This is a genomic window from Mesorhizobium subarcticum, from assembly GCF_055456085.1.
In genome coordinates this window covers 420,364-438,637 of record NZ_CM144237.1, presented here as the reverse complement: position 1 = coordinate 438,637, position 18,274 = coordinate 420,364, and the positions used below count along the sequence as shown (strand labels likewise).

The 18,274-nt window shown below is 62.5% G+C and carries 19 protein-coding genes and 1 riboswitch; of the genes, 12 read left to right on the top strand and 7 right to left on the bottom strand.

Annotated elements, in window-relative coordinates; genetic code table 11:
* Nucleotides 1-40: 40 nt before the first annotated feature.
* On the top strand, nucleotides 41-454 hold the full coding sequence (locus ACZYHG_RS02045; RefSeq protein ID WP_464612320.1) for a tellurite resistance TerB family protein: 414 nt from the start codon (nucleotides 41-43) through the stop codon (nucleotides 452-454).
* Between the two features lie 37 nt (nucleotides 455-491).
* Here the strand turns inward: ACZYHG_RS02045 and ACZYHG_RS02040 are convergent, their stop codons facing one another.
* Entirely contained in the window at nucleotides 492-1,331 is an 840-nt protein-coding gene (locus tag ACZYHG_RS02040) for a transporter substrate-binding domain-containing protein (RefSeq protein ID WP_464612319.1), read from the bottom strand.
* 271 nt (nucleotides 1,332-1,602) lie between these two features.
* On the opposite strand from ACZYHG_RS02040, the gene ACZYHG_RS02035 reads away from it, so the two are divergent.
* The 3 genes from ACZYHG_RS02035 to ACZYHG_RS02025 all read left to right on the top strand — a co-directional run bounded on the left by ACZYHG_RS02035 (nucleotide 1,603) and on the right by ACZYHG_RS02025 (nucleotide 3,829).
* Entirely contained in the window at nucleotides 1,603-2,334 is a 732-nt protein-coding gene (locus ACZYHG_RS02035) for a helix-turn-helix transcriptional regulator (RefSeq protein WP_464612318.1), read from the top strand.
* Between the two features lie 98 nt (nucleotides 2,335-2,432).
* The gene (locus ACZYHG_RS02030; protein WP_464612317.1) at nucleotides 2,433-3,071 is read left to right on the top strand and encodes an acyl-homoserine-lactone synthase; all 639 of its coding nucleotides are present in this window, start codon (nucleotides 2,433-2,435) and stop codon (nucleotides 3,069-3,071) included.
* Nucleotides 3,068-3,829, top strand: coding sequence for an enoyl-CoA hydratase-related protein (locus ACZYHG_RS02025; RefSeq protein ID WP_464612316.1), 762 nt, complete (start codon nucleotides 3,068-3,070; stop codon nucleotides 3,827-3,829). Before ACZYHG_RS02030 ends, ACZYHG_RS02025 begins: the two co-directional genes overlap by 4 nt.
* Before the next feature lie 50 nt (nucleotides 3,830-3,879).
* Here ACZYHG_RS02025 and ppk2 read toward each other — a convergent pair whose 3' ends face one another.
* Complete coding sequence (gene ppk2 / locus ACZYHG_RS02020; RefSeq protein WP_464612315.1) at nucleotides 3,880-4,788, bottom strand: polyphosphate kinase 2; 909 nt, start codon at nucleotides 4,786-4,788, stop codon at nucleotides 3,880-3,882.
* A 113-nt stretch (nucleotides 4,789-4,901) separates the two neighbouring features.
* Here ppk2 and ACZYHG_RS02015 point away from each other — a divergent pair, with 113 nt between their 5' ends.
* The 3 genes from ACZYHG_RS02015 (at nucleotide 4,902) to ACZYHG_RS02005 (ending at nucleotide 8,111) form a co-directional block, all read left to right on the top strand.
* A complete protein-coding gene (locus ACZYHG_RS02015; RefSeq protein WP_464612314.1) occupies nucleotides 4,902-6,167 on the top strand; it encodes an ATP-binding protein in 1,266 nt (421 codons plus the stop codon).
* Nucleotides 6,168-6,280: 113 nt separating this feature from the next.
* A complete protein-coding gene (phoU, locus tag ACZYHG_RS02010) occupies nucleotides 6,281-7,006 on the top strand; it encodes a phosphate signaling complex protein PhoU (RefSeq protein ID WP_464612313.1) in 726 nt (241 codons plus the stop codon).
* Nucleotides 7,007-7,103: 97 nt separating this feature from the next.
* Nucleotides 7,104-8,111: a magnesium and cobalt transport protein CorA gene (locus ACZYHG_RS02005; RefSeq protein ID WP_464612312.1), complete on the top strand. Its 1,008-nt coding sequence runs from the start codon at nucleotides 7,104-7,106 to the stop codon at nucleotides 8,109-8,111.
* A gap of 82 nt (nucleotides 8,112-8,193) precedes the next feature.
* On the opposite strand, the gene ACZYHG_RS02000 is transcribed toward ACZYHG_RS02005, so the two are convergent.
* Nucleotides 8,194-8,715: a GcrA family cell cycle regulator gene (locus ACZYHG_RS02000; RefSeq protein WP_027033053.1), complete on the bottom strand. Its 522-nt coding sequence runs from the start codon at nucleotides 8,713-8,715 to the stop codon at nucleotides 8,194-8,196.
* Between the two features lie 357 nt (nucleotides 8,716-9,072).
* Here ACZYHG_RS02000 and ACZYHG_RS01995 point away from each other — a divergent pair, with 357 nt between their 5' ends.
* From ACZYHG_RS01995 to ACZYHG_RS01985, 3 genes are all read left to right on the top strand, one after another.
* A complete protein-coding gene (locus ACZYHG_RS01995; protein WP_027033054.1) occupies nucleotides 9,073-10,272 on the top strand; it encodes an aspartate aminotransferase family protein in 1,200 nt (399 codons plus the stop codon).
* Between the two features lie 16 nt (nucleotides 10,273-10,288).
* Nucleotides 10,289-11,200, top strand: a complete 912-nt coding sequence (argF, locus tag ACZYHG_RS01990) for an ornithine carbamoyltransferase (RefSeq protein ID WP_096453423.1) — start codon at nucleotides 10,289-10,291, stop codon at nucleotides 11,198-11,200.
* Nucleotides 11,201-11,344: 144 nt separating this feature from the next.
* Complete coding sequence (locus ACZYHG_RS01985; RefSeq protein ID WP_464612311.1) at nucleotides 11,345-12,376, top strand: Hsp33 family molecular chaperone; 1,032 nt, start codon at nucleotides 11,345-11,347, stop codon at nucleotides 12,374-12,376.
* Between the two features lie 42 nt (nucleotides 12,377-12,418).
* Here the strand turns inward: ACZYHG_RS01985 and apaG are convergent, their stop codons facing one another.
* On the bottom strand, nucleotides 12,419-12,811 hold the full coding sequence (gene apaG / locus ACZYHG_RS01980) for a Co2+/Mg2+ efflux protein ApaG (RefSeq protein WP_464612310.1): 393 nt from the start codon (nucleotides 12,809-12,811) through the stop codon (nucleotides 12,419-12,421).
* A 220-nt stretch (nucleotides 12,812-13,031) separates the two neighbouring features.
* On the opposite strand from apaG, the gene ACZYHG_RS01975 reads away from it, so the two are divergent.
* Nucleotides 13,032-14,183: a ceramide glucosyltransferase gene (locus ACZYHG_RS01975; protein WP_464612309.1), complete on the top strand. Its 1,152-nt coding sequence runs from the start codon at nucleotides 13,032-13,034 to the stop codon at nucleotides 14,181-14,183.
* A 21-nt stretch (nucleotides 14,184-14,204) separates the two neighbouring features.
* Here the strand turns inward: ACZYHG_RS01975 and ACZYHG_RS01970 are convergent, their stop codons facing one another.
* A complete protein-coding gene (locus tag ACZYHG_RS01970; RefSeq protein ID WP_464612308.1) occupies nucleotides 14,205-15,395 on the bottom strand; it encodes an O-succinylhomoserine sulfhydrylase in 1,191 nt (396 codons plus the stop codon).
* Nucleotides 15,396-15,451: 56 nt separating this feature from the next.
* Nucleotides 15,452-15,529: riboswitch (SAM riboswitch) on the bottom strand.
* 78 nt (nucleotides 15,530-15,607) lie between these two features.
* Here ACZYHG_RS01970 and ACZYHG_RS01965 point away from each other — a divergent pair.
* Nucleotides 15,608-16,702 carry a 2'-deoxycytidine 5'-triphosphate deaminase gene (locus ACZYHG_RS01965; RefSeq protein ID WP_464612307.1) on the top strand — a complete coding sequence of 365 codons (1,095 nt, stop codon included), beginning with the start codon at nucleotides 15,608-15,610 and terminating at the stop codon, nucleotides 16,700-16,702.
* A gap of 21 nt (nucleotides 16,703-16,723) precedes the next feature.
* Here the strand turns inward: ACZYHG_RS01965 and ACZYHG_RS01960 are convergent, their stop codons facing one another.
* Together ACZYHG_RS01960 and araD1 are read right to left on the bottom strand one after the other, a co-directional pair.
* Nucleotides 16,724-17,176 carry a hypothetical protein gene (locus ACZYHG_RS01960; RefSeq protein ID WP_464612306.1) on the bottom strand — a complete coding sequence of 151 codons (453 nt, stop codon included), beginning with the start codon at nucleotides 17,174-17,176 and terminating at the stop codon, nucleotides 16,724-16,726.
* A gap of 24 nt (nucleotides 17,177-17,200) precedes the next feature.
* Complete coding sequence (araD1, locus tag ACZYHG_RS01955) at nucleotides 17,201-18,193, bottom strand: AraD1 family protein (protein WP_464612305.1); 993 nt, start codon at nucleotides 18,191-18,193, stop codon at nucleotides 17,201-17,203.
* Between the last annotated feature and the right edge of the window lie 81 nt (nucleotides 18,194-18,274).

Below are 18,274 nucleotides of genomic sequence, written 5' to 3'. Positions count from 1 at the left end.
GCCCCGTTCCTACCTTCGAAGCCCGTTCAAGGAGCAAAGAATGCCATCGCCGACCCCGCATGAAGCCCTGATCTACCTGATGGTCATCACCTCGGCCTCCGATCGTGACATGACCGATGTCGAGCTGGCGCGGATCGGCGACGTCGTCCGCTCATGGCCGGTGTTCGAGGATTTCAAGCACGACCGGCTGGTCGGGGTTGCCCAGGCCTGCCAGCAGATGCTGCATGAAAAGGATGGTCTTGAAGGCGTTCTCGCACGCGTTGGTGAGGCCTTGCCGGAGCGCTTGCGCGACACGGCCTATGCCGCCGCCTTCGAAGTGGCTGCCGTCGATCTCGAAATGCGCATGGAGGAAGTGCGGGTGCTACAGCTGATCCGCCGCCAGCTCGATCTCGACACGCTGACCGTCGCCGCCATCGGCCGTGCGGCCAAGGCTCGGTTACGCACGCTCACCTGAATATCAGCAGCCCGTAGAAAGAGCCGACCGGACCGGATCAGAAGAAACTGACCGGAAAGTAGCGCAGGTAGAATTCGGCGAAGGTGCCTTTCATCGAAATCTCCTGCAGCGCGTAGTCGAGTGCTGCAGCCAGCGCCGGATTGTCCGCCCGTGTGGCGATGGTCATGCCCGTGCCCAGATACTCGGGCGCCAGATACGGACCGCCGGCAAAACGGCAGCAGCCGGCCGCGTCAGAGCCGCCCAGCCAGAAGGCGAAGCGCATGCCGTCGCCGAAGGCCGCGTCAATCTTGCTCGCCTTGAGATCGCCGTAGAGAGCTTCAGGCCCGTCGAAGGGGACGATTTGGACCGTCTTGAAATAGTCGCGCAGCATGCGCTCATGCGCCGAGCCTGATATCACGCCGACGCGCTTGCCGCGCAATTCGTCGAAAATCGGTTCCGTCAGTGCCTTGCCCTTCGGCATGATGAAGCGTGCCGGAAACTGCAGATAGGCGCGCGAGAAGGCGTATGTCTGGCGCGATTGCGGCGTCGCGGCAATGCCGGCGATGATCGCTTCGCCTTCGCCTTTCTCGAGCGCCCCTTCGAGCTCGGCCCAGGGCAACGCCTGGATCTGGCATTTGTCGACGATGCTGAGTTCGGCGCAGATGGCGCGCGCCAGGTCGATGTGGAAACCGGACAGCTTTCCCGCGCCATCGAGGAAATTGAAGGGTGGAAAGTCCGTGGTGGTCAGGAATCGCAGCCGTGGCAGTGCCGAAAGGTCGGGCTTGGGCAACCGTTCCTTGGCGTCCCACAACACCGGCACCTGCGGTTCGGCCGCGCGCGCGCCAAAGGTCGATGACAGCGCCGCGATCAGCAGCGACGCCAGGACCAGCGACCTCATTGGAACACCACGATAGAACTCCGCCGCACGCGTGCTTGCGTCGTTTTTGGTACGAAAATGGTACAGGCACAATGGTTTTTGATTTCAACGCGCCGATTTCAGGATATGGTTTGGTGCGTTTGCAAACAGCGGTGGCTGCCTTGGTCGGGGGACCAGGGCCGAGAACCACAACCGGAAATGAGCGCGTTGCAATCGGCGGTCGGTGGCAAAGTGCGGATAACGCATGGACCATCGATCTCAACGGATGAGGCAACATGGGGTTGATGTTGCGATGGGTCAATTCGATCGTACGCTGGGATACATAGACCAACTGCAGCACGCCGGAACGGCGGCGGTGGTCTGCGAAAAGCTGTTGGGCATAACGTCGGATTTCGGTCTGACCGCGCTGATGGCCGGAACCGTTCCGCAGCCGGGCACGCCGACCGGGCAGCAAAAACAGCATGTGCTGCTTTGCGACTGGCCTGTCGAATGGCTGGAGCGCTACGTGGCGCGCAACTATGTCGATCACGATCCCGTGGTCAGCCACATGAAGCAGCTGCAGGCGCCGTTTCAATGGCGCGAAGCCGCTCAAGGCGTTCGCATCGACAAGAGCAGCGGCGAAGTGATGGGCGACGCCGGCGCTTTCAAGCTGCGCGATGGCCTCGCCTTCCCGCTGATCACGCTCGATGGCCAGATCGTCATGGTGTCGCTCGGTGGCGAGGCCGTGCAACTGTCGGCGGCCGAGTTCGGCCTGGTGTCGCTTGTCGCGACCTATGCCGTTGGCCGCGCCATGCAACTCCACACCATGGCGACGAAGACCATCGACCATATCGAATTGACGCCGCGCGAACGCGAATGCCTGAAATGGGCCGCCGTCGGCAAGTCCGAATGGGAGATTTCGCAAATCCTCGGCATCTCCGAGCACACCTCGGAGAAACATCTTCTTAACGCCAAAAGCAAACTCGGTGCGGTCAACCGGGTCCAGGCCGTCGCGGAAGCGATACGGCGCGGCTACATTAGTTAGGTCGGCCGTGCCGGCCTAGAACTTCTCGCCTACGTGATCACGCAATTTTCTCATCAAAGCACGGCCGTATCTTCCTCTTAAACCCAGGAGACGACGGAATGCTTTTTTGTCTTACAACCCAAGAACTGATGGAACGTCCCGACCTTTGGGAGGCCGTCCATCGACTGCGCTACCAGATATTTGTCGAGGAGATGGGATGGGAGGACTTGCGGCGCCCGGACGGATTCGAAGTCGACCAGTTCGACCATGACGAGGCGGTGCATCAGATCGTCATCAGAGGCAACGAAGTCGCGGGCTATCAAAGGATGCTGCCGACCACGCGGCCCCATCTGCTGACCGAGGTCTTGACCGAACTGGCCGAAGGAACGCCGCCTTCCGGTCCCAACATCTGGGAGTTGACCCGTTACGCGGTGGCTGCCGGCTATCGTGATGGCCGTCGCGGCGTCTCGACCGTCGGCACCGAATTGATCGCTGGCTTCGTCGAGTGGGGGCTGAAGCGCGGCGTCGACAAGGTGATCATCGAGATCGAGCCGATGTGGGTGTTGCGTGCCTTGCAACTGCATTTCCTGGCTACGCCGCTGGGCTATCAGCGCACCTACGGCAAGCAACAGGTCGTGGCGACCTTGCTCTCCTTCAACGAGCACACGCTGGACGTGGTGCGTGAGCGTCGCAATCATCATGCCCCCGTTCTGGCCAGGGGGTATCCTGACATGTTCGGGCAAAGGCGGGCGTCATGAGAGCGGAGATCACCATGCATCACCCGCAACCCGAACTGCGCAACCACACACTGATCGTTACTGTATCGTCGGCCGACGGCCGGCCGGTGCTCGACAGAAGGGCCTATGAAAGCCTTGCCAGGACGTTCCATGAAGCCGCCGACAATGACGAGGTGCGTGTCGTCGTGCTGCGTGGCCTGGCAGGCTGCTTCTGTCTTGGCGGTGACTTTTCCGAGTTCCTCGACGCCAGCAAGCACCAGAAGCTGATTGCCGCCGTCACCGATATGTTCCGCACGCTGGCGACGTTCCCCAAGCCCATCCTGGCCTGTGTCGACGGCGATGCCGTCGGCGTCGGCTGCACCATCCTGTTCCACTGCGACATGGTGATCGCTTCCAATGAAAGCACGTTCCGGGTGCCGTTCGTCGATTTCGGCCTCGTGCCGGACGCGGCGACCAGCATCCTGGCGCCACAGAAGCTCGGCTATGCCGGCGCCTTCCGCTTCTTCTGCCTCGGCGACACGCTTCGCGCCGAGGACGCCAGGGCGCTCGGCCTCGTCGCCGAGATCGTGCATGACGGCGTGGAGGACGCGACGCTTGGCCGGGCAAGGCAGCTCGCCAAGAAGCCGGTAGCCGCCCTGCTGCAGACGCGCGGCCTGCTCAAGGGAAACACCGGCGCGCTGTGCGACCGCATCGACCAGGAGATATCGCTGTTCCAGCAGGCGCTGCAGGACGACACCACGCTTCGTCGCCTGCAGCGTATCGCCAGGCTGGCTGCCTGAGCGACGGAAAACTGCACCGCGCGGCTCAATGGCCGCGCGGTGCAGAAGCATCAGCCTTCCTTGCCGAGGAATGATGGCCCGTCGCCAATGATCTTCTTGTCTTCCTTGCCGATGATATCGAGATCGCGACCGTCATAGGGCAGTGACAACAGGATGCGCCGCATCACCGCCAGCCGCGAGCGCCGCTTGTCGTTGGCCCGCACGATGATCCACGGCGCGAACTCCTTGTGGGTGCGCTCGAACATGGTGTCGCGCGCCTTGGTGTAATCGCCCCATTTGGTGATGCCGGCGACATCCATCGGCGAGAACTTCCAGCTCTTCAACGGGCTGTAGCGGCGATCGTGAAAGCGCTCGAGCTGTGTTTCCTGGCCAATGTTCAGCCAGAATTTGAAGAAGTGGATGTCGTCGTTGACGATCATCCGTTCGAAATGCGGCGTCTCATCGAGAAACTTTTCGTGCTGCTCAGGCGTGCAGAAACCCATCACCGGCTCGACACCGGCGCGGTTGTACCAGGAGCGGTCGAAGGTGACGAATTCTCCCGACGTCGGGAACTGGTCGACATAGCGCTGGTAGTACCATTGTCCCACTTCGGTCGGGGTCGGCTTGGTCAGCGCCACGTTGCGTGCCGTGCGTGGGTTGAGATACTGGCGCAGCACGAAGATCGTGCCGCCTTTGCCGGCGGCGTCGCGCCCCTCGAACAGTGCCATCACTCGCTTGCCGGTCGCCTGCAGCCACGCCTGCGCCTTGACCAGCTCGATCTGCAATTTCTCGAGCGTCTGGTCATACTCTTCGCTTTTCATCTTCTTGTCGTAGGGGTAGCCGCCCGCGGTCAGCTTGTTGTCCTCGACCCAGTCCGGAAGCTCGGGATTTTCGATGTCGAACTCCCGTTCCTTGCCGTCGATCCTGATCTTCAGCGGACCTGACGTCGGCGTTGCGGGAGTTTCCTTGGCTTTTTTCATCGAGACGAACCCTTTTAAGCTTGTGGACTCATGCTATTGGGAGCCTCCACGCCGGTCTAGCAGGAAGTTGCCATACGGCCGGACAGCGCCCGAGAGGGCTATAGGACGCGCGGATGGCTGAGCAAAGCGCAGAGCAGGCAAGTGTGGCGCAAGCCATGGCCATCCGGCTGTGGAACAGTCGCTGGCTGCTCGTTGCCGGCGTTATAGGTATCCTGATCGCTTTTGCCTTCGCGGGGATCTCCGCCTATGTGCTGGTCCCGGCGCTGCTTCTGCTGCTCGCTGCCGCACTGTTGCCGACGACCGGCACCCGCCAATCGGCCGATGGAGCGGCTGCAATCGAAGCGATCGGCCTGCAGCGCCTGTCGGGTGAATATCTGGCTGCGGCCGTCGCCGACCCGCTCATCATCTTCGACCATGCCGCAACCATCGTCCATGCCAATGCCGCCGCCTTTGCCGCCTTTGGCGGGATCGCACCTGGCCTGTCGCTGCCGCTGAAATTCCGGGCGCCGGAAATGCAGGCCCTGCTCGACAGCGTGCTTTCGGGCACTATCGCCTCCGATGTCGTCGACTATACCGAGAAGCTGCCGGTCGAACGGGCCTACCGGGTCAGCGCATCCTCGGTCGGACACGCCACCGACCTCTATGTGCTGGTGTTCAAGGACCAGAGTGAGGCGCGGCGCATCGATCGCATGCGGGCCGACTTCATCGCCAACGCAAGCCACGAATTGCGCACGCCGCTCGCGTCCATCGCCGGCTTCATCGAAACCCTGCGCGGACCCGCCCGCAACGACCCGGCGGCGCGCGACCAATTCCTGCAGATCATGCAGAGCCAGACCGGCCGCATGGCACGGCTGATCGATGATTTGCTGTCGCTGTCGCGGCTCGAGATGAAGCCCTATCTGAAGCCAGGCACCGAGGTCGACCTGCGCGAGACGGTCGACAGCGTCATCGATTCACTTGGACCGCTGGCCAGGGAAAACAGCGTCGCCATCGAGCGGAACTACGCCGACGGCCCGCTTGATGTGCCGGGTGATCGCGACGAGCTGTTCCAGGTTTTCGAAAACCTTCTGGAAAACGCCTGCAAATACGGTCAGTCGGGCGGCCGCGTCCTGGTGTCGGTCGCGCGCAGCGATGCCGATTCCGAACCCGGCATCGACGTCACGATCCGGGATTTTGGCCCCGGCATTCCCGAGGAGCACATTCCGCGCATCACCGAGCGGTTCTACCGGATCGATGTCGAGACCAGCCGGACCCAGAAAGGTACCGGCCTTGGCCTGTCGATCGTCAAGCATATACTGACGCGCCACAATGCCAGGCTGACGATCAAGTCCGAGGTCGGCAAGGGCGCCGCCTTCTCGGTTCATTTGCCGACGCACTGATATCGCCCTAGTTTTCCTAGGGACCGTTTCTTTTTTCTGTCATCCGGCTAGCGTATCAGCGGGGATTCGAGGAAACGACTCAAGATCAAGAACCCGTGGGAAGGCATTCATCCATGCAGTCCGTGCACATCATGAGCGCCTATGACGAGGAGCTGAAATATCTGTCGAAGCGCATCGCGGCGATGGGCGGCCATGCCGAGCGCATGGTCGAGCAGGCGGTCGCCGCTCTCGTCAATGCCGATCCGGGACTGGCCCAGAAGGTCATTCGCGACGATGCCGTGCTCGATGAGGGACAGCGCGAGATCGACGACAAGGCAATCATCATCATCGCCAAGCGCCAGCCGATGGCGACGGACTTGCGCGAAATCGTCGGCGCCATCCGCATTTCCGCCGACCTCGAGCGGGTCGGCGACCTTGGCAAGAATGTTGCCAAGCGCGTGGTCGCCGTCATCGATGGACGCCAGCCGACCAGCCTGTTTCGTGGCCTGGAGGCTCTCGCCAATCTGGCGCTCACCCAACTCAAGGAAGTGCTCGACGTCTATGCATCGCGCTCGGTCGACAAGATCGGCTTCGTGCGCGACCGCGATGATCAGATCGACGCGATGTACACGTCGCTGTTTCGCGAATTGCTGACCTACATGATGGAAGATCCACGCAACATCACGCCCTGCACGCATCTTCTGTTTTGCGCCAAAAACATCGAGCGCATCGGTGATCATGCCACCAACATCGCCGAGACCATCTACTACATTGTCACCGGCGACCAGATGCCGGCCGACCGGCCGAAGGGCGACAAGACCGACAAGATCAGCGTTTCGGCAACACTGCCGGCGCATTGAACGCCCTTGCTCTCGAACGCTTGATCATATTGCGCTAAACTATCCCGACGTTAAGCTTCTCAGGCGTTGATGAAGGCCGTGCTTTCCGGAGGCTGCGATGGAATATGTCCGAGAGTTCAAGCCCGCGGCGCCGACGTCAGGCATCATCGCCTGCGGTGTCTATACGGCCGGCAAGCGTATCGCCGACATTCCAATCGAGGAAGCCGGCGAATGGGCGAAGAAATCGGGACACGTCGTCTGGATCGGGCTGCTTGAGCCCGACCGCGAACTCCTGCTGCGTGTCCAGGCGCAATTCCACCTGCATGAGCTGGCGATCGAGGATGCCGAGCACCCGCACCAGCGGCCGAAGATCGAGCAGTATGGCGACGCACTGTTCATCGTTGCCCGAACCGCGCAATTGATCGAAGGACGGGTGACCTTCGGCGAGACGCATCTGTTCGTTGGCTCGGGCTATATCGTCAGCGTCAGGCATGGCCCGTCGACATCCTACGCCGCGGTGCGTCAGCACTGGGAAAGCTGCCCGCATTCGCTGGCCAAGGGCGAGGATTTCGTCCTCTACGCCATTCTCGACTTCATCGTCGACAACTACATGCCCGTGCTCGAGCAGATCGAGGACGAGGTCGAGGCGATCGAGGACAAGGTTCTCTTGAAGCCGATGACCGGCCCCGACATCGAACGGCTGTACATGCTGCGCCGCGATCTCCTGCGCCTGCGCAATGCGGCGTTGCCGCTGGTGGAAGTCTGTCGCCGGCTGACCAGCGCCGACCTGCCGCAGATCCATACCGCCATGCACCCGCTGTTTCGCGATGTGACCGACCACATCCGCACCGTCCAGGAAAAGATCGACAGTTTGCGCGAGGTGCTGGCGTTCGCCTTCGAGGCGAGCCTGCTGGTTGGTCAGAGCCAGGAAACGGCGATCTCGAAGAAACTCGCCTCGTGGGCCGCTATTCTGGCCGTGCCGACAGCCTTCGCCGGCATCTACGGCATGAACTTCAGCGACATGCCGGAACTGAAGATGGAATATGGCTACCCGATGGTGCTGACCGTCATCGCGCTGATCTGCGCGTTTCTCTACTGGCGGTTCAGGAAGAATGGCTGGCTGTGAAGATAGGGCAGTAGGTTAAGATAGGGCGCTCATCAGCGCAGCTCGAAACATATTGCCCTACTGCCTTACTGCCCTATTCCCCTCAACGATTGCGCCGCCGCTCCGCTGCCGGCTGGAACGCCACGCGGGCGTGATACTTGCAGTAGGGACCGGTTTCGGCAGCCTCGTTGCCGCAGAAGTTGAAGTCTTCCGACAGCGGGTCGCCGTTCGGCCATTTGCAGGTGCGCTCCGTCAGATCGACGAGGTGCAGATGCCTTGAAACTGGCACCACGACGTTCTCGACCGGGCGGATGTAATGATGGCGTGTGACCGGCTCGGCATCGAACTGCGTTTGCAAGGCCGTCGCGCCGATCGAAGTCGTGACGTGGCGTGCCGTGCTTGCGGCGCGCGCCACCGATTTCTGCACGGTCGATCCCTGTGCCGTCTTCTTCTGACGTGCCGGCGTCGCCGTTGCGCGACCACGGCCCGACAGCTTCAGGCGATGCACCTTGCCGATGACGGCATTGCGGCTCACCCCTCCAAGCTGGGCAGCAATCTGGCTTGCGCTCAGACCCTCCGACCACAATTTCCTGAGAAGTTCGACCCGCTCGTCAGTCCAGTTCATGAGACCGCGCTCCTGCTATTCGTGCGGCAATCGGAATCCATCCCCGACCCAGCACCACTGCTGGGGCAGACACCACATATATCTAGTGATTAGGTCCGCCGCACGAAATCTAGTTATTTCTCGCTTACAACTACTCTATGCGCTGACTCGGTGACAAGAGTCCCAAGTGCAACACGAATCGGTTTTTTCGGTTTTCCCCAACTTGCCCGGTCGCTGATGAGCCGGCGTCTTGTTGGAGGGCTTGCCGCGCGCCACTACGTGACGTTTTCGTTGACTTCATGGCCGAAAAACACGATAAGCCGCACAGGCCGCCGCTTTGGCGGCTTTTTTGATTTTCCGGTACCGGAGACGCATATAATGAGCGGTTCGGCGCTTTACGAGACCTTTGCTCGCGCACCCCTGGCCTTCGACCACGGGGAAGGCACCTGGCTGGTTACCGACAAGGGCGAGCGATATCTCGATTTCGCCGGCGGCATCGCAGTCAATTCGCTCGGCCACAGCCATCCGCATCTGGTCGCGGCTCTCACCGAGCAGGCGGCTAAACTCTGGCACGTCTCCAATCTCTACGAGATTCCGGGGCAGAGCCGGCTTGGCGAGCGCCTGGCCGATGCCACTTTCGCCGACAAGGTGTTCTTCACCAATTCCGGCGCCGAGGCGCTGGAATGCGCGATCAAGACGGCGCGGCGCTACCAATTCGTCAAGGGCCATCCCGAGCGCTTCCACGTCATAACCTTCGAAGGCGCATTCCATGGCCGCACGCTGGCGACCATCGCTGCCGGCGGCCAGTACAAATATCTCGAAGGCTTCGGTCCCAAGGTCGAAGGCTTCGACCAGGTCGGCTTTGATGACATCGATGCCGCCGAAAAGGCGATCACGCCGGAAACCGCAGCGATCCTCATCGAACCGGTGCAGGGCGAGGGCGGCATCCGTCCGGTGCCGACGCAGTCGCTGAAGCGGCTGCGCCAGCTCTGCGACCAGCATGGCCTGCTCCTGATTTTCGACGAGGTCCAGTGCGGCATCGGCCGCACCGGCAAGCTGTTCGCACATGAGTGGACGGGCGTGACGCCGGATATCATGGCGATCGCCAAGGGCATTGGCGGCGGCTTCCCGATGGGCGCCTGCCTCGCCACCGATGAAGCGGCTGTCGGCATGACGGCGGGCGTGCATGGCACCACCTTCGGCGGCAACCCGCTGGCCATGGCGGTTGGTAACGCCGTGCTCGACGTCGTTCTGGAAGACGGCTTCCTGGAAGACGTCCAGCGCAAGGCGCTGCTGATGAAGCAGGGCCTGGCGGCGGTCGCCGATGAGTTCCCCGATGTCATCGAAGACATCAGGGGCACCGGGCTGATGCTTGGCCTCAAATGCGCCATGCCCAACACCAAGGTGAACATGGCGCTGCGCGACCAGCATTTGCTGGCGGTTCCGGCCGGTGACAACGTCATCCGCCTGCTGCCGCCGCTCACCGTCACCGACGCCGAGATTCACGAAGCGCTCAACCGCATCCGCGCTGGTGCCAAAGGCCTGGCGGATGCCATCGCCGTGGCCGCCGCGAAGTAATTCCGGAATATTGCTGATGTCAGTTCGCCATTTCACCGACCTCTCCACCGTTTCCGAGGGCGACCTGCGCTTCATGCTGGACGACGCGGTGGTGCGAAAGGCGCGCCTCAAGGCCGGCGAACGCACCAAGCCGCTCGAAGGCAAGGTGCTGGCGATGATCTTCGACAAGCCGTCGACGCGCACGCGCGTCTCCTTCGACGTTGGCATGCGCCAGCTTGGCGGCGAGACCATCATGCTGACCGGCACCGAGATGCAGCTCGGCCGCTCCGAAACCATCGCCGACACCGCCAAGGTGCTGTCGCGCTACGTAGATGCGATCATGATCCGCACCACCTCGCACGACCGGTTGCTGGAGCTGACCGAGAACGCCACCGTTCCAGTGATAAACGGGCTGACCGACGACACCCATCCTTGCCAGCTGATGGCCGACATCATGACCTTCGAGGAGCATCGCGGTCCGGTTGCCGGCAAGACCATCGCCTGGACCGGCGACGGCAACAATGTTCTGCATTCGCTGCTCGAGGCCTCGGCGCGATTTCGCTTCAACCTCAACGTCGCCGTGCCCGAAGGCAGCGAGCCGGCGCAGAAGCATATCGATTGGTCCAAGGCGCATGGCGGCAAGCTGCACTTCACCCGCTCGCCCGAGGAAGCCGTCGATCAGGCGGACTGCATCGTCACCGATTGTTGGGTATCGATGGGCCAGGAGCATCGCGCCCGCGGCCACAACGTGTTCTCGCCCTATCAGGTCAACGCCAAGCTGATGGCCCATGCCAAGCCGGACGCGCTGTTCATGCACTGCCTGCCGGCGCATCGCGGCGAGGAAGTGACCGACGAGGTCATCGACGGCCCGCATTCGGTGGTCTTCGACGAAGCCGAGAACCGGCTCCATGCCCAGAAGGCGGTGCTTGCCTGGTGTCTTGGTGCTTGACGTGTCTTGCTGTTTGAAGTGCTTGGGCGCTTGACGTGTCTTGGCGCTTGATCCTTGGGCGCTTGATCTGCGGCGGCGCGATGCCTATCTGCGCCGCATCACGCAAATCAAGCGCGTTTGGACGCATGTGGCCCTCCGGGCCGCATGGCCGCGCCCCGGAGCTTTGTCATGTTGGAAACCTATCAAGTGACTGAACATCACCCCAAACTCGGCGAGTTCGGCTATGCCGGCGACGACCATGTCGTGCCCTTCGAGGTCGGCCCGCTCGACGTGCGCGGCCGCACGGTCCAGCTCGGACCGATGCTCGACGCCATTCTCACCCGCCACGATTATCCCGAGCCGGTTGCCCGCCTGCTGGCAGAAGCCTGTGTGCTGACGGTGCTGCTTGGCACTTCGCTCAAGTTCGAGGGCAAGTTCATCCTGCAGACCCGCACCGACGGGCCGGTCGACATGCTGGTGGCGGATTTCTCCACGCCTTCGGCGCTGCGCGCCTATGCGCGCTTCGATGCGGATCGGCTTGAGGCGTTGGTCGCGGCAGGCGAGACTTCCCAGCAGACGCTGCTCGGCAGCGGCGTGCTGGCGCTGACCATCGACCAGGGCGCCCACACGCAGCGCTATCAGGGTATCGTCCAGCTCGACGGTGAAACGCTGGAGGACGCGGCACGCACCTATTTCCGCCAGTCGGAACAGATCCCGACGGATATAAGGCTTTCGGTTGCCAAGCTTTTGACGCCCGGCCCTGGCGGCGCGCGTGAACAGTGGCGTGCGGGTGGCATCCTGGCGCAGTTCCTGCCGCAGTCGCCCGAGCGCATGCGCGTTCCGGACCTGCCGGGCGGCGATGGCGATCCGCGCGAGGAGATCCATGATCCCTCAGACAATTCCTGGCAGGAGCTTCTGGCGCTGCTCGGCACCATCGAACCGACCGAACTGATCGATCCGACGATCGGCGCCGAACGGCTGCTCTATCGCCTGTTCCACGAGCATGGCGTGCGCGTCTTCGGCGGTGTCCCCGTCGCCGACCAGTGCTCATGCTCCAGGGACAAGATCCGCGGTATCCTCGAGGGGTTCTCCGCACAGGAGATCAAGGACTCGACCGAGGATGGCGGCATCCACGTCGCCTGCGAATTCTGCTCGACGCAATACGACTTCGACCCAGCGGAATTCGCGGCGCAGTAAGGGATCCTTCCTTCTCCCCGTATAGTGTCGGGGAGAAGGAGGCTAATTCACTGTCCGCCTTGTCCCCGGTAGATCCAGCGAAAACGCCGGTATGGCGATGTCGAATGTCTCGCCGCGCTTGTTGCGCATCGTATAGCGCCCGACCATGATCCCGGACGGCGTCGAGAGCGGGCAGCCCGATGTATACTGATAACTGTCGCCGGGATTGAGTTCGGGCTGGTCGCCGACGACGCCCGGGCCGCGCACTTCCTCTATCCGGCCGGTACCATCGGTGATGTGCCAATAGCGCGACAGAAGCTGCACGAATTCGTCCGACTGGTTGTCGATCGTTATCTGATAGCCCCAGACATAGCGGTTCTCGGAAGGGTCCGAGCGATCCTCAAGATAGAACGGCCTGACCTGAACTTCGATCTTGCGCGTGACGGCGCGATACATAAGCGGCTCCAAAACAATCCGGTAAGTTTCGGCGCTCCCGGCAAGCAGGTCAACGTGCGCGTCTTGTCGCGGCTGCCCTTGAAGGGCAGGTGCCGGCAAAGAATGTCATTTAAGTGACACATGACAATGGTGGTGTGCACGAACCGGGCGACTCGGCGCTCTGTCGACTGTTGAAAACGCCTGTCATGCGGGCCGTCTTTTCTGGAGTGACCAGATCTCGATGGAACTCACTGTCATAGCCGCCTCGCTTTCGACTGCTCTCATTGTCGTAAATGCTGCCAGCATCACGCTCGCCGCTTCACAGCTGAAACGGCGCGCCACGATCGTGCCGCCGGCGAGCAAATCGCAACCGGTGTCCATCATTGTCCCGTCGCGCGGCGTCGAGCCATTCACGCAGGAGACGCTGGAGCGCGCCTTCTCGCTCGACTGGCCGCGCTACGAGCTGATCTTCTGCGTCGCCCATGCCGACGATCCGGTGGCCAGGCTGATCAGACAAGCCATCACCCATTTCCCGCAGGTTCCGGCCCGGCTGTTGATTGGTGACGACCGCGTCAGCGCCAATCCCAAACTCAACAATTGCGTCAAGGGCTGGGAAGCCGCGCGCCATGACTGGGTCATCCTGGCCGACTCCAACGTGCTGATGCCAAGAGACTACGTCCAGCATCTGATGGCGGCGTGGCGGCCGGATACCGGCCTTGTATGCTCGACACCGATCGGCTCGCGGCCTGACGGCTTCTGGGCCGAGGTCGAATGCGCCTTCCTCAACACGCTGCAAGCCCGCTGGCAGTATGCCGGCGAGGCGCTCGGCCTCGGCTTTGCCCAGGGCAAGAGCATGCTGTGGAACAAGCCGATGCTGGATGCCAATGGCGGCATCCGTGCGCTGGCCGCCGAAATCGCGGAGGACGCCGCGGCGACCAAGCTGGTCAACGGGCTTAGCCTGCGCGTCAATCTCGTCGCCGCGCCCTTCGAGCAGCCGCTCGGCCGGCGCAGGCTTGGCGAGATCTGGTCGCGCCAGGCTCGTTGGGCGCGCCTGCGCCGCGTCACCTTCCCGCTGTTCTTCGCGCCCGAAATCCTGACTGGCGCAGTGGTGCCGCTACTGCTTGCACTGGTTGCGGCGGCAAGCGTCGGCCTCAGCCTGCCGCTGACGGCCATCGCCGTGCTGGCGGCCTTCTATCTTCCGGAATGTGCCTTGGCCTGGTCCAAGGGCTGGTACCTGTCGCCGCGCATGGTCGCGGCGATCATGGCGCGAGACCTGATCCTGCCGGCGATGTGGGCGCGCGGCTGGCTCGGAGGTGCCGTCGACTGGCGCGGCAATGCTATGACCATCGGCACCAAGGCAGCCGAGCTGGAAGAGGCGTCGTCGAGCGCGTAGGTTCCGGCGCCCGAGTCGCCTCTATTTAGCGGCCTTCAGCGCCTGCGCGACATCTTCCAGCAGATCATCGGTATCCTCCAGCCCGACCGACAATCTCAGCGTCCCCGGTCCGATGCCGAGTTCGGCGCGGGCCTCGTCGCTCAAATTCTTGTGCGTGGTCGTTGCCGGATGGGTGATCAGGCTCTTGGCATCGCCGAGATTGTTCGAGATCAGCACGATGTCGAGCGCGTTCTGCAGGGCGAACGCTGCTTGCTTGCCGCCTTTGACATCGAGGCAGATCAGCGTCGAGCCGCCCGACATCTGCTTCTTGACGATGTCGGCCTGTGGGTGGTCGGCGCGGCCGGGATAGATGACGCGGGCGATCTGCGGCTGCTCGGCCAGGAAGTCGGCGATCTTGCCGGCGCTTTCGGTCTGCTGGCGCACGCGCACCGGCAGGGTCTCCAGGCCCTTCAGCAGCGTCCAGGCATTGAACGGCGACAGGCTGGGCCCGGTGTGGCGGAAATAGTCGTGCAAATTCTCGTCGATCCATTTCTTGTCGGACAGGATGACGCCGCCAAGACAACGGCCCTGGCCGTCGATGTGCTTGGTGGCCGAATAGACGACAATGTGGGCGCCGAGCTGCAACGGCTTCTGCTGCAAAGGCGTGGCGAAGACATTGTCGACGACAAGCCGCGCGCCGATCGAATTGGCGAGCGATGCGACGGCTGATATGTCGACCACTTCCAGCGTCGGGTTGGTCGGGCTTTCCAGGAAGAACAGTTTTGTGTTGGGCCTGACCGCCTTTTCCCAGTTGGCGATGTCGGTACCGTCTACCAGCGTCGCCTCGATGCCGTAGCGCGGGGCCAGCGTCTCGACCACCCAGCGGCAGGAGCCGAACAGGGCGCGCGCCGCCACGATATGATCGCCGGCCTTGACACTGCACAGCAGTGCCGCGGTCACCGCTGCCATGCCCGATGCCGTGGCGCGCGCGTCCTCAGCACCTTCCAGCGCGCACATGCGCTTTTCGAACATGTCGACGGTCGGATTGGCGTAGCGCGAATAGATGAAGCCGGGTTCCTCGCCCTTGAAACGGGCTTCGGCGGCCTGGGCAGTTTGATAGACATAGCCCTGCGTCAGATACATAGCCTCGGAGGTTTCGCCGAATTGGGAACGCAGGGTTCCGCCATGCACGAGGGCTGTCTGAGGCTTCCAGTTACGCTTCTTGCTGCTCATCGCTTTTGTTCCAGACACAAAAAAACCGGCCGCGAAAGTCGCAACCGGTCCATACGGCCTTGCGGCCAACGGTCCTTTAGCGACTTGTTTAACGTGGCTGCAAGCCGACCGGCCAAATCACCACGGGATAACGACCCTTTAGACCCGTCCCACGCTTGCGTCAATTGCCGGCTTCATTAAGAGGTTTGTACCAGTTGGAACGGAGCCAGCCTTTGCGGCAGACAGGCATTCTTCCTGATCAGGACATTGCGGCGCTGTTCCAGTCCGGCGCGCTGAAGTCGTCGCGCGCGCTTGATGCCGACCAGATCCAGCCGGCGAGCCTCGATCTGAGGCTCGGCGACAAGGCCTGGCGGGTGCGGGCGTCCTTCCTGCCGGGCCCCAACCACAAGGTTTCGGAAAAGCTCGACCGGCTGAAGCTGCACGAGATCAATCTTGCCGACGGCGCGGTGCTCGAAACCGGCTGCGTCTACATCGTGCCGCTGCTCGAAAGCCTGGCATTGCCGGCGGAGATTTCCGCCTCGGCCAATCCAAAGAGCTCGACCGGGCGGCTCGATATTTTCACCCGCGTCATGACAGACCGTGGCCACGAGTTCGACAAGATCGCCGCCGGCTATACCGGCCCACTCTATCTGGAAGTCAGCCCGCGCACCTTCCCGATTGTCGTGCGAACCGGGTCGCGCCTGTCGCAGATCCGTTTCCGCACCGGCAATGCGCTGCTCTCGGAAGCCGAACTGCACGACTTGCACCGCGCCGAAATGCTGGTTGCCACCGAGCCGCCGAACATTTCCGGCGGCGGCATCGCGCTGTCGATCGATCTCAATGGCGACGGCGACGGGCTGGTAGGCTACCGCGGCAAGCACCATACCGGCCTTGTCGATGTCGACAAGCGTGCCGCGCAGGATGTCGTCGATTTCTGGGAGCCGATCCACAAGAGCGGTGCCGGCGAGCTGGTGCTCGATCCCGACGAGTTCTACATTCTCGTCAGCCAGGAGGCGGTGCATGTGCCGCCGCTCTATGCTGCCGAGATGACGCCCTTCGATCCGCTGGTCGGCGAATTCCGCGTCCACTACGCCGGCTTCTTCGATCCGGGGTTCGGCCATTCGGCGTCAGGCGGCACCGGCAGCCGGGCGGTGCTCGAAGTGCGCAGCCACGAAGTGCCGTTCATCCTCGACCATGGCCAGATCGTCGGCAGGCTGGTTTACGAGCACATGCTGAAGCGGCCGCAGGCGCTCTACGGCACCGATCTCGGCTCCAATTACCAGGCGCAGGGCCTGAAACTCTCCAAGCATTTTAGAGCAGCGCGCTAATCCTCGCTGCCGAGGCTGTAGTCAGCCGCGAAAGAGATATTCCTTCGCGGCGCCGAGGCAGGCGTGGAACTCACCGACAAAGAGCAGCTCGCGCACCGTCAGGCGCTTTTTGCCCCAAAATCCCTTGGCCTGGTTCTCGTCGTCGAGCGACACGCCTGTGCCGTACTTCAACGGGAACAACTGCCTGTCGAGGCATTCAAGGACATAGGCCCGTGCAGACTCGATGCCGCAGGCTTTGGCTTTCCCGTTGAGCTTGTCGGCGCGCAACTCCGATGTCATGCGGTTCGCATTGCGCATCAGAAAGCCGACCTGCGTCTTCGAGTAACCGGTAGCCAGAAGCCGGCTGGTCATTGCCGACCGAGCTTCGCGATAGGATTCCGGACTGCAGCGCGCCGCGCTGTAGGCCGTCGAGGAGAAACAGGCAAAGGCAAGCACCAGGCCGATGAATGCAATACCAAGCCGTATCCGGTTCATTCCTCGTCCCAATTCTGCTCTAACTCAAAGCGCCTTCACCGCCACCTTCACCGGCTTTTCGATCTCGAGCGGGTTGCGCAGCGGCAGGCCGAAATCCCCGGCTTCGATCTCGAACACGTCGCCGGCCTCGGTCTTGATGCCGTCGGCGAAGGAGAGCGTCGCGGTGCCGAACATATGCACATGCACATCGCCCGGCTGGCGGAACGCCGAATATTTGAAGTGATGGTGTTCGAGATTGGCGATGGTGTGCGACATGTTCGCTTCGCCCGACAGGAACGGCTTTTCCCACAGCAGATTGCCGTCGCGCAGGATGCGCGATGAGCCCCTGATGTCAGCCGGCAGGTCGCCGATCAGGATCTCTGGTCCGAACGAAGCATTGCGCAGCTTGGAATGGGCCAGGAAGAGGTAGTTCACGCGCTCGGTCACATGGTCCGAGAATTCGTTCGACAGCGTGAAGCCGACACGGAAGGGGGCGCCGTCGTCGCCGATCACATAGATGCCGGCCACCTCTGGCTCTTCGCCGGCGTCCTTGGCGAAGGCCGGTGACAGGAGTGCGGCACCCGGCGCCACGGCCATCGTGCCGTTGCCCTTGTAGAACCATTCCGGCTGCACGCCGACCTGGCCCTTGGCGGGCTTGCCGCCTTCCAGGCCCATGCGGAACATCTTCATGGAATCGGTGAGTTGCTCCTCGCCATCGGTGCTCAGCTTCTTGTGCATGGAATCGCGCGTCGCCGCCGAACCGAGATGCGTCAAGCCGGTGCCGGTGAGATGCAGATGCGCCGGATCGGGATGATTGATCGGCGACAACAGCCGCCCCTTCTTGTAGGCGGCATCGAGATCGACCGTTTCGCCAAGTCCCTTGCGCTCGATTAGCGCGGCAAGGCCGACGCCGGTGCGGGCAGCCTCCATGGCCAGCGAATAGACGCTGCGGGCGCCGTTGATGATGCGGGTCTTGCCACCGCTGCGGGCAACGACACGAATGGTCTCGGCGTCGTCGAGAATCTGCGAGATCAGCATGGTCAGTCCTCTCTCATGTGTCTTGGCCCGGTTGCCTCTTGGCAAACCTTGACCTGCGCGGCTCGGACCTAGCCGCGCCAC

What these genes read in the sequence shown, in the direction of transcription:
- ACZYHG_RS02045 (WP_464612320.1), top strand. Translation starts at nt 41, where the DNA reads ATGCCATCGCCGACCCCGCATGAAGCCCTGATCTACCTGATGGTCATC.
- ACZYHG_RS02040 (WP_464612319.1), bottom strand. Translation starts at nt 1,331, where the DNA reads ATGAGGTCGCTGGTCCTGGCGTCGCTGCTGATCGCGGCGCTGTCATCG.
- ACZYHG_RS02035 (WP_464612318.1), top strand. Translation starts at nt 1,603, where the DNA reads ATGGGTCAATTCGATCGTACGCTGGGATACATAGACCAACTGCAGCAC.
- ACZYHG_RS02030 (WP_464612317.1), top strand. Translation starts at nt 2,433, where the DNA reads ATGCTTTTTTGTCTTACAACCCAAGAACTGATGGAACGTCCCGACCTT.
- ACZYHG_RS02025 (WP_464612316.1), top strand. Translation starts at nt 3,068, where the DNA reads ATGAGAGCGGAGATCACCATGCATCACCCGCAACCCGAACTGCGCAAC.
- ppk2 (WP_464612315.1), bottom strand. Translation starts at nt 4,788, where the DNA reads ATGAAAAAAGCCAAGGAAACTCCCGCAACGCCGACGTCAGGTCCGCTG.
- ACZYHG_RS02015 (WP_464612314.1), top strand. Translation starts at nt 4,902, where the DNA reads ATGGCTGAGCAAAGCGCAGAGCAGGCAAGTGTGGCGCAAGCCATGGCC.
- phoU (WP_464612313.1), top strand. Translation starts at nt 6,281, where the DNA reads ATGCAGTCCGTGCACATCATGAGCGCCTATGACGAGGAGCTGAAATAT.
- ACZYHG_RS02005 (WP_464612312.1), top strand. Translation starts at nt 7,104, where the DNA reads ATGGAATATGTCCGAGAGTTCAAGCCCGCGGCGCCGACGTCAGGCATC.
- ACZYHG_RS02000 (WP_027033053.1), bottom strand. Translation starts at nt 8,715, where the DNA reads ATGAACTGGACTGACGAGCGGGTCGAACTTCTCAGGAAATTGTGGTCG.
- ACZYHG_RS01995 (WP_027033054.1), top strand. Translation starts at nt 9,073, where the DNA reads ATGAGCGGTTCGGCGCTTTACGAGACCTTTGCTCGCGCACCCCTGGCC.
- argF (WP_096453423.1), top strand. Translation starts at nt 10,289, where the DNA reads ATGTCAGTTCGCCATTTCACCGACCTCTCCACCGTTTCCGAGGGCGAC.
- ACZYHG_RS01985 (WP_464612311.1), top strand. Translation starts at nt 11,345, where the DNA reads ATGGCCGCGCCCCGGAGCTTTGTCATGTTGGAAACCTATCAAGTGACT.
- apaG (WP_464612310.1), bottom strand. Translation starts at nt 12,811, where the DNA reads ATGTATCGCGCCGTCACGCGCAAGATCGAAGTTCAGGTCAGGCCGTTC.
- ACZYHG_RS01975 (WP_464612309.1), top strand. Translation starts at nt 13,032, where the DNA reads ATGGAACTCACTGTCATAGCCGCCTCGCTTTCGACTGCTCTCATTGTC.
- ACZYHG_RS01970 (WP_464612308.1), bottom strand. Translation starts at nt 15,395, where the DNA reads ATGAGCAGCAAGAAGCGTAACTGGAAGCCTCAGACAGCCCTCGTGCAT.
- ACZYHG_RS01960 (WP_464612306.1), bottom strand. Translation starts at nt 17,176, where the DNA reads ATGAACCGGATACGGCTTGGTATTGCATTCATCGGCCTGGTGCTTGCC.
- araD1 (WP_464612305.1), bottom strand. Translation starts at nt 18,193, where the DNA reads ATGCTGATCTCGCAGATTCTCGACGACGCCGAGACCATTCGTGTCGTT.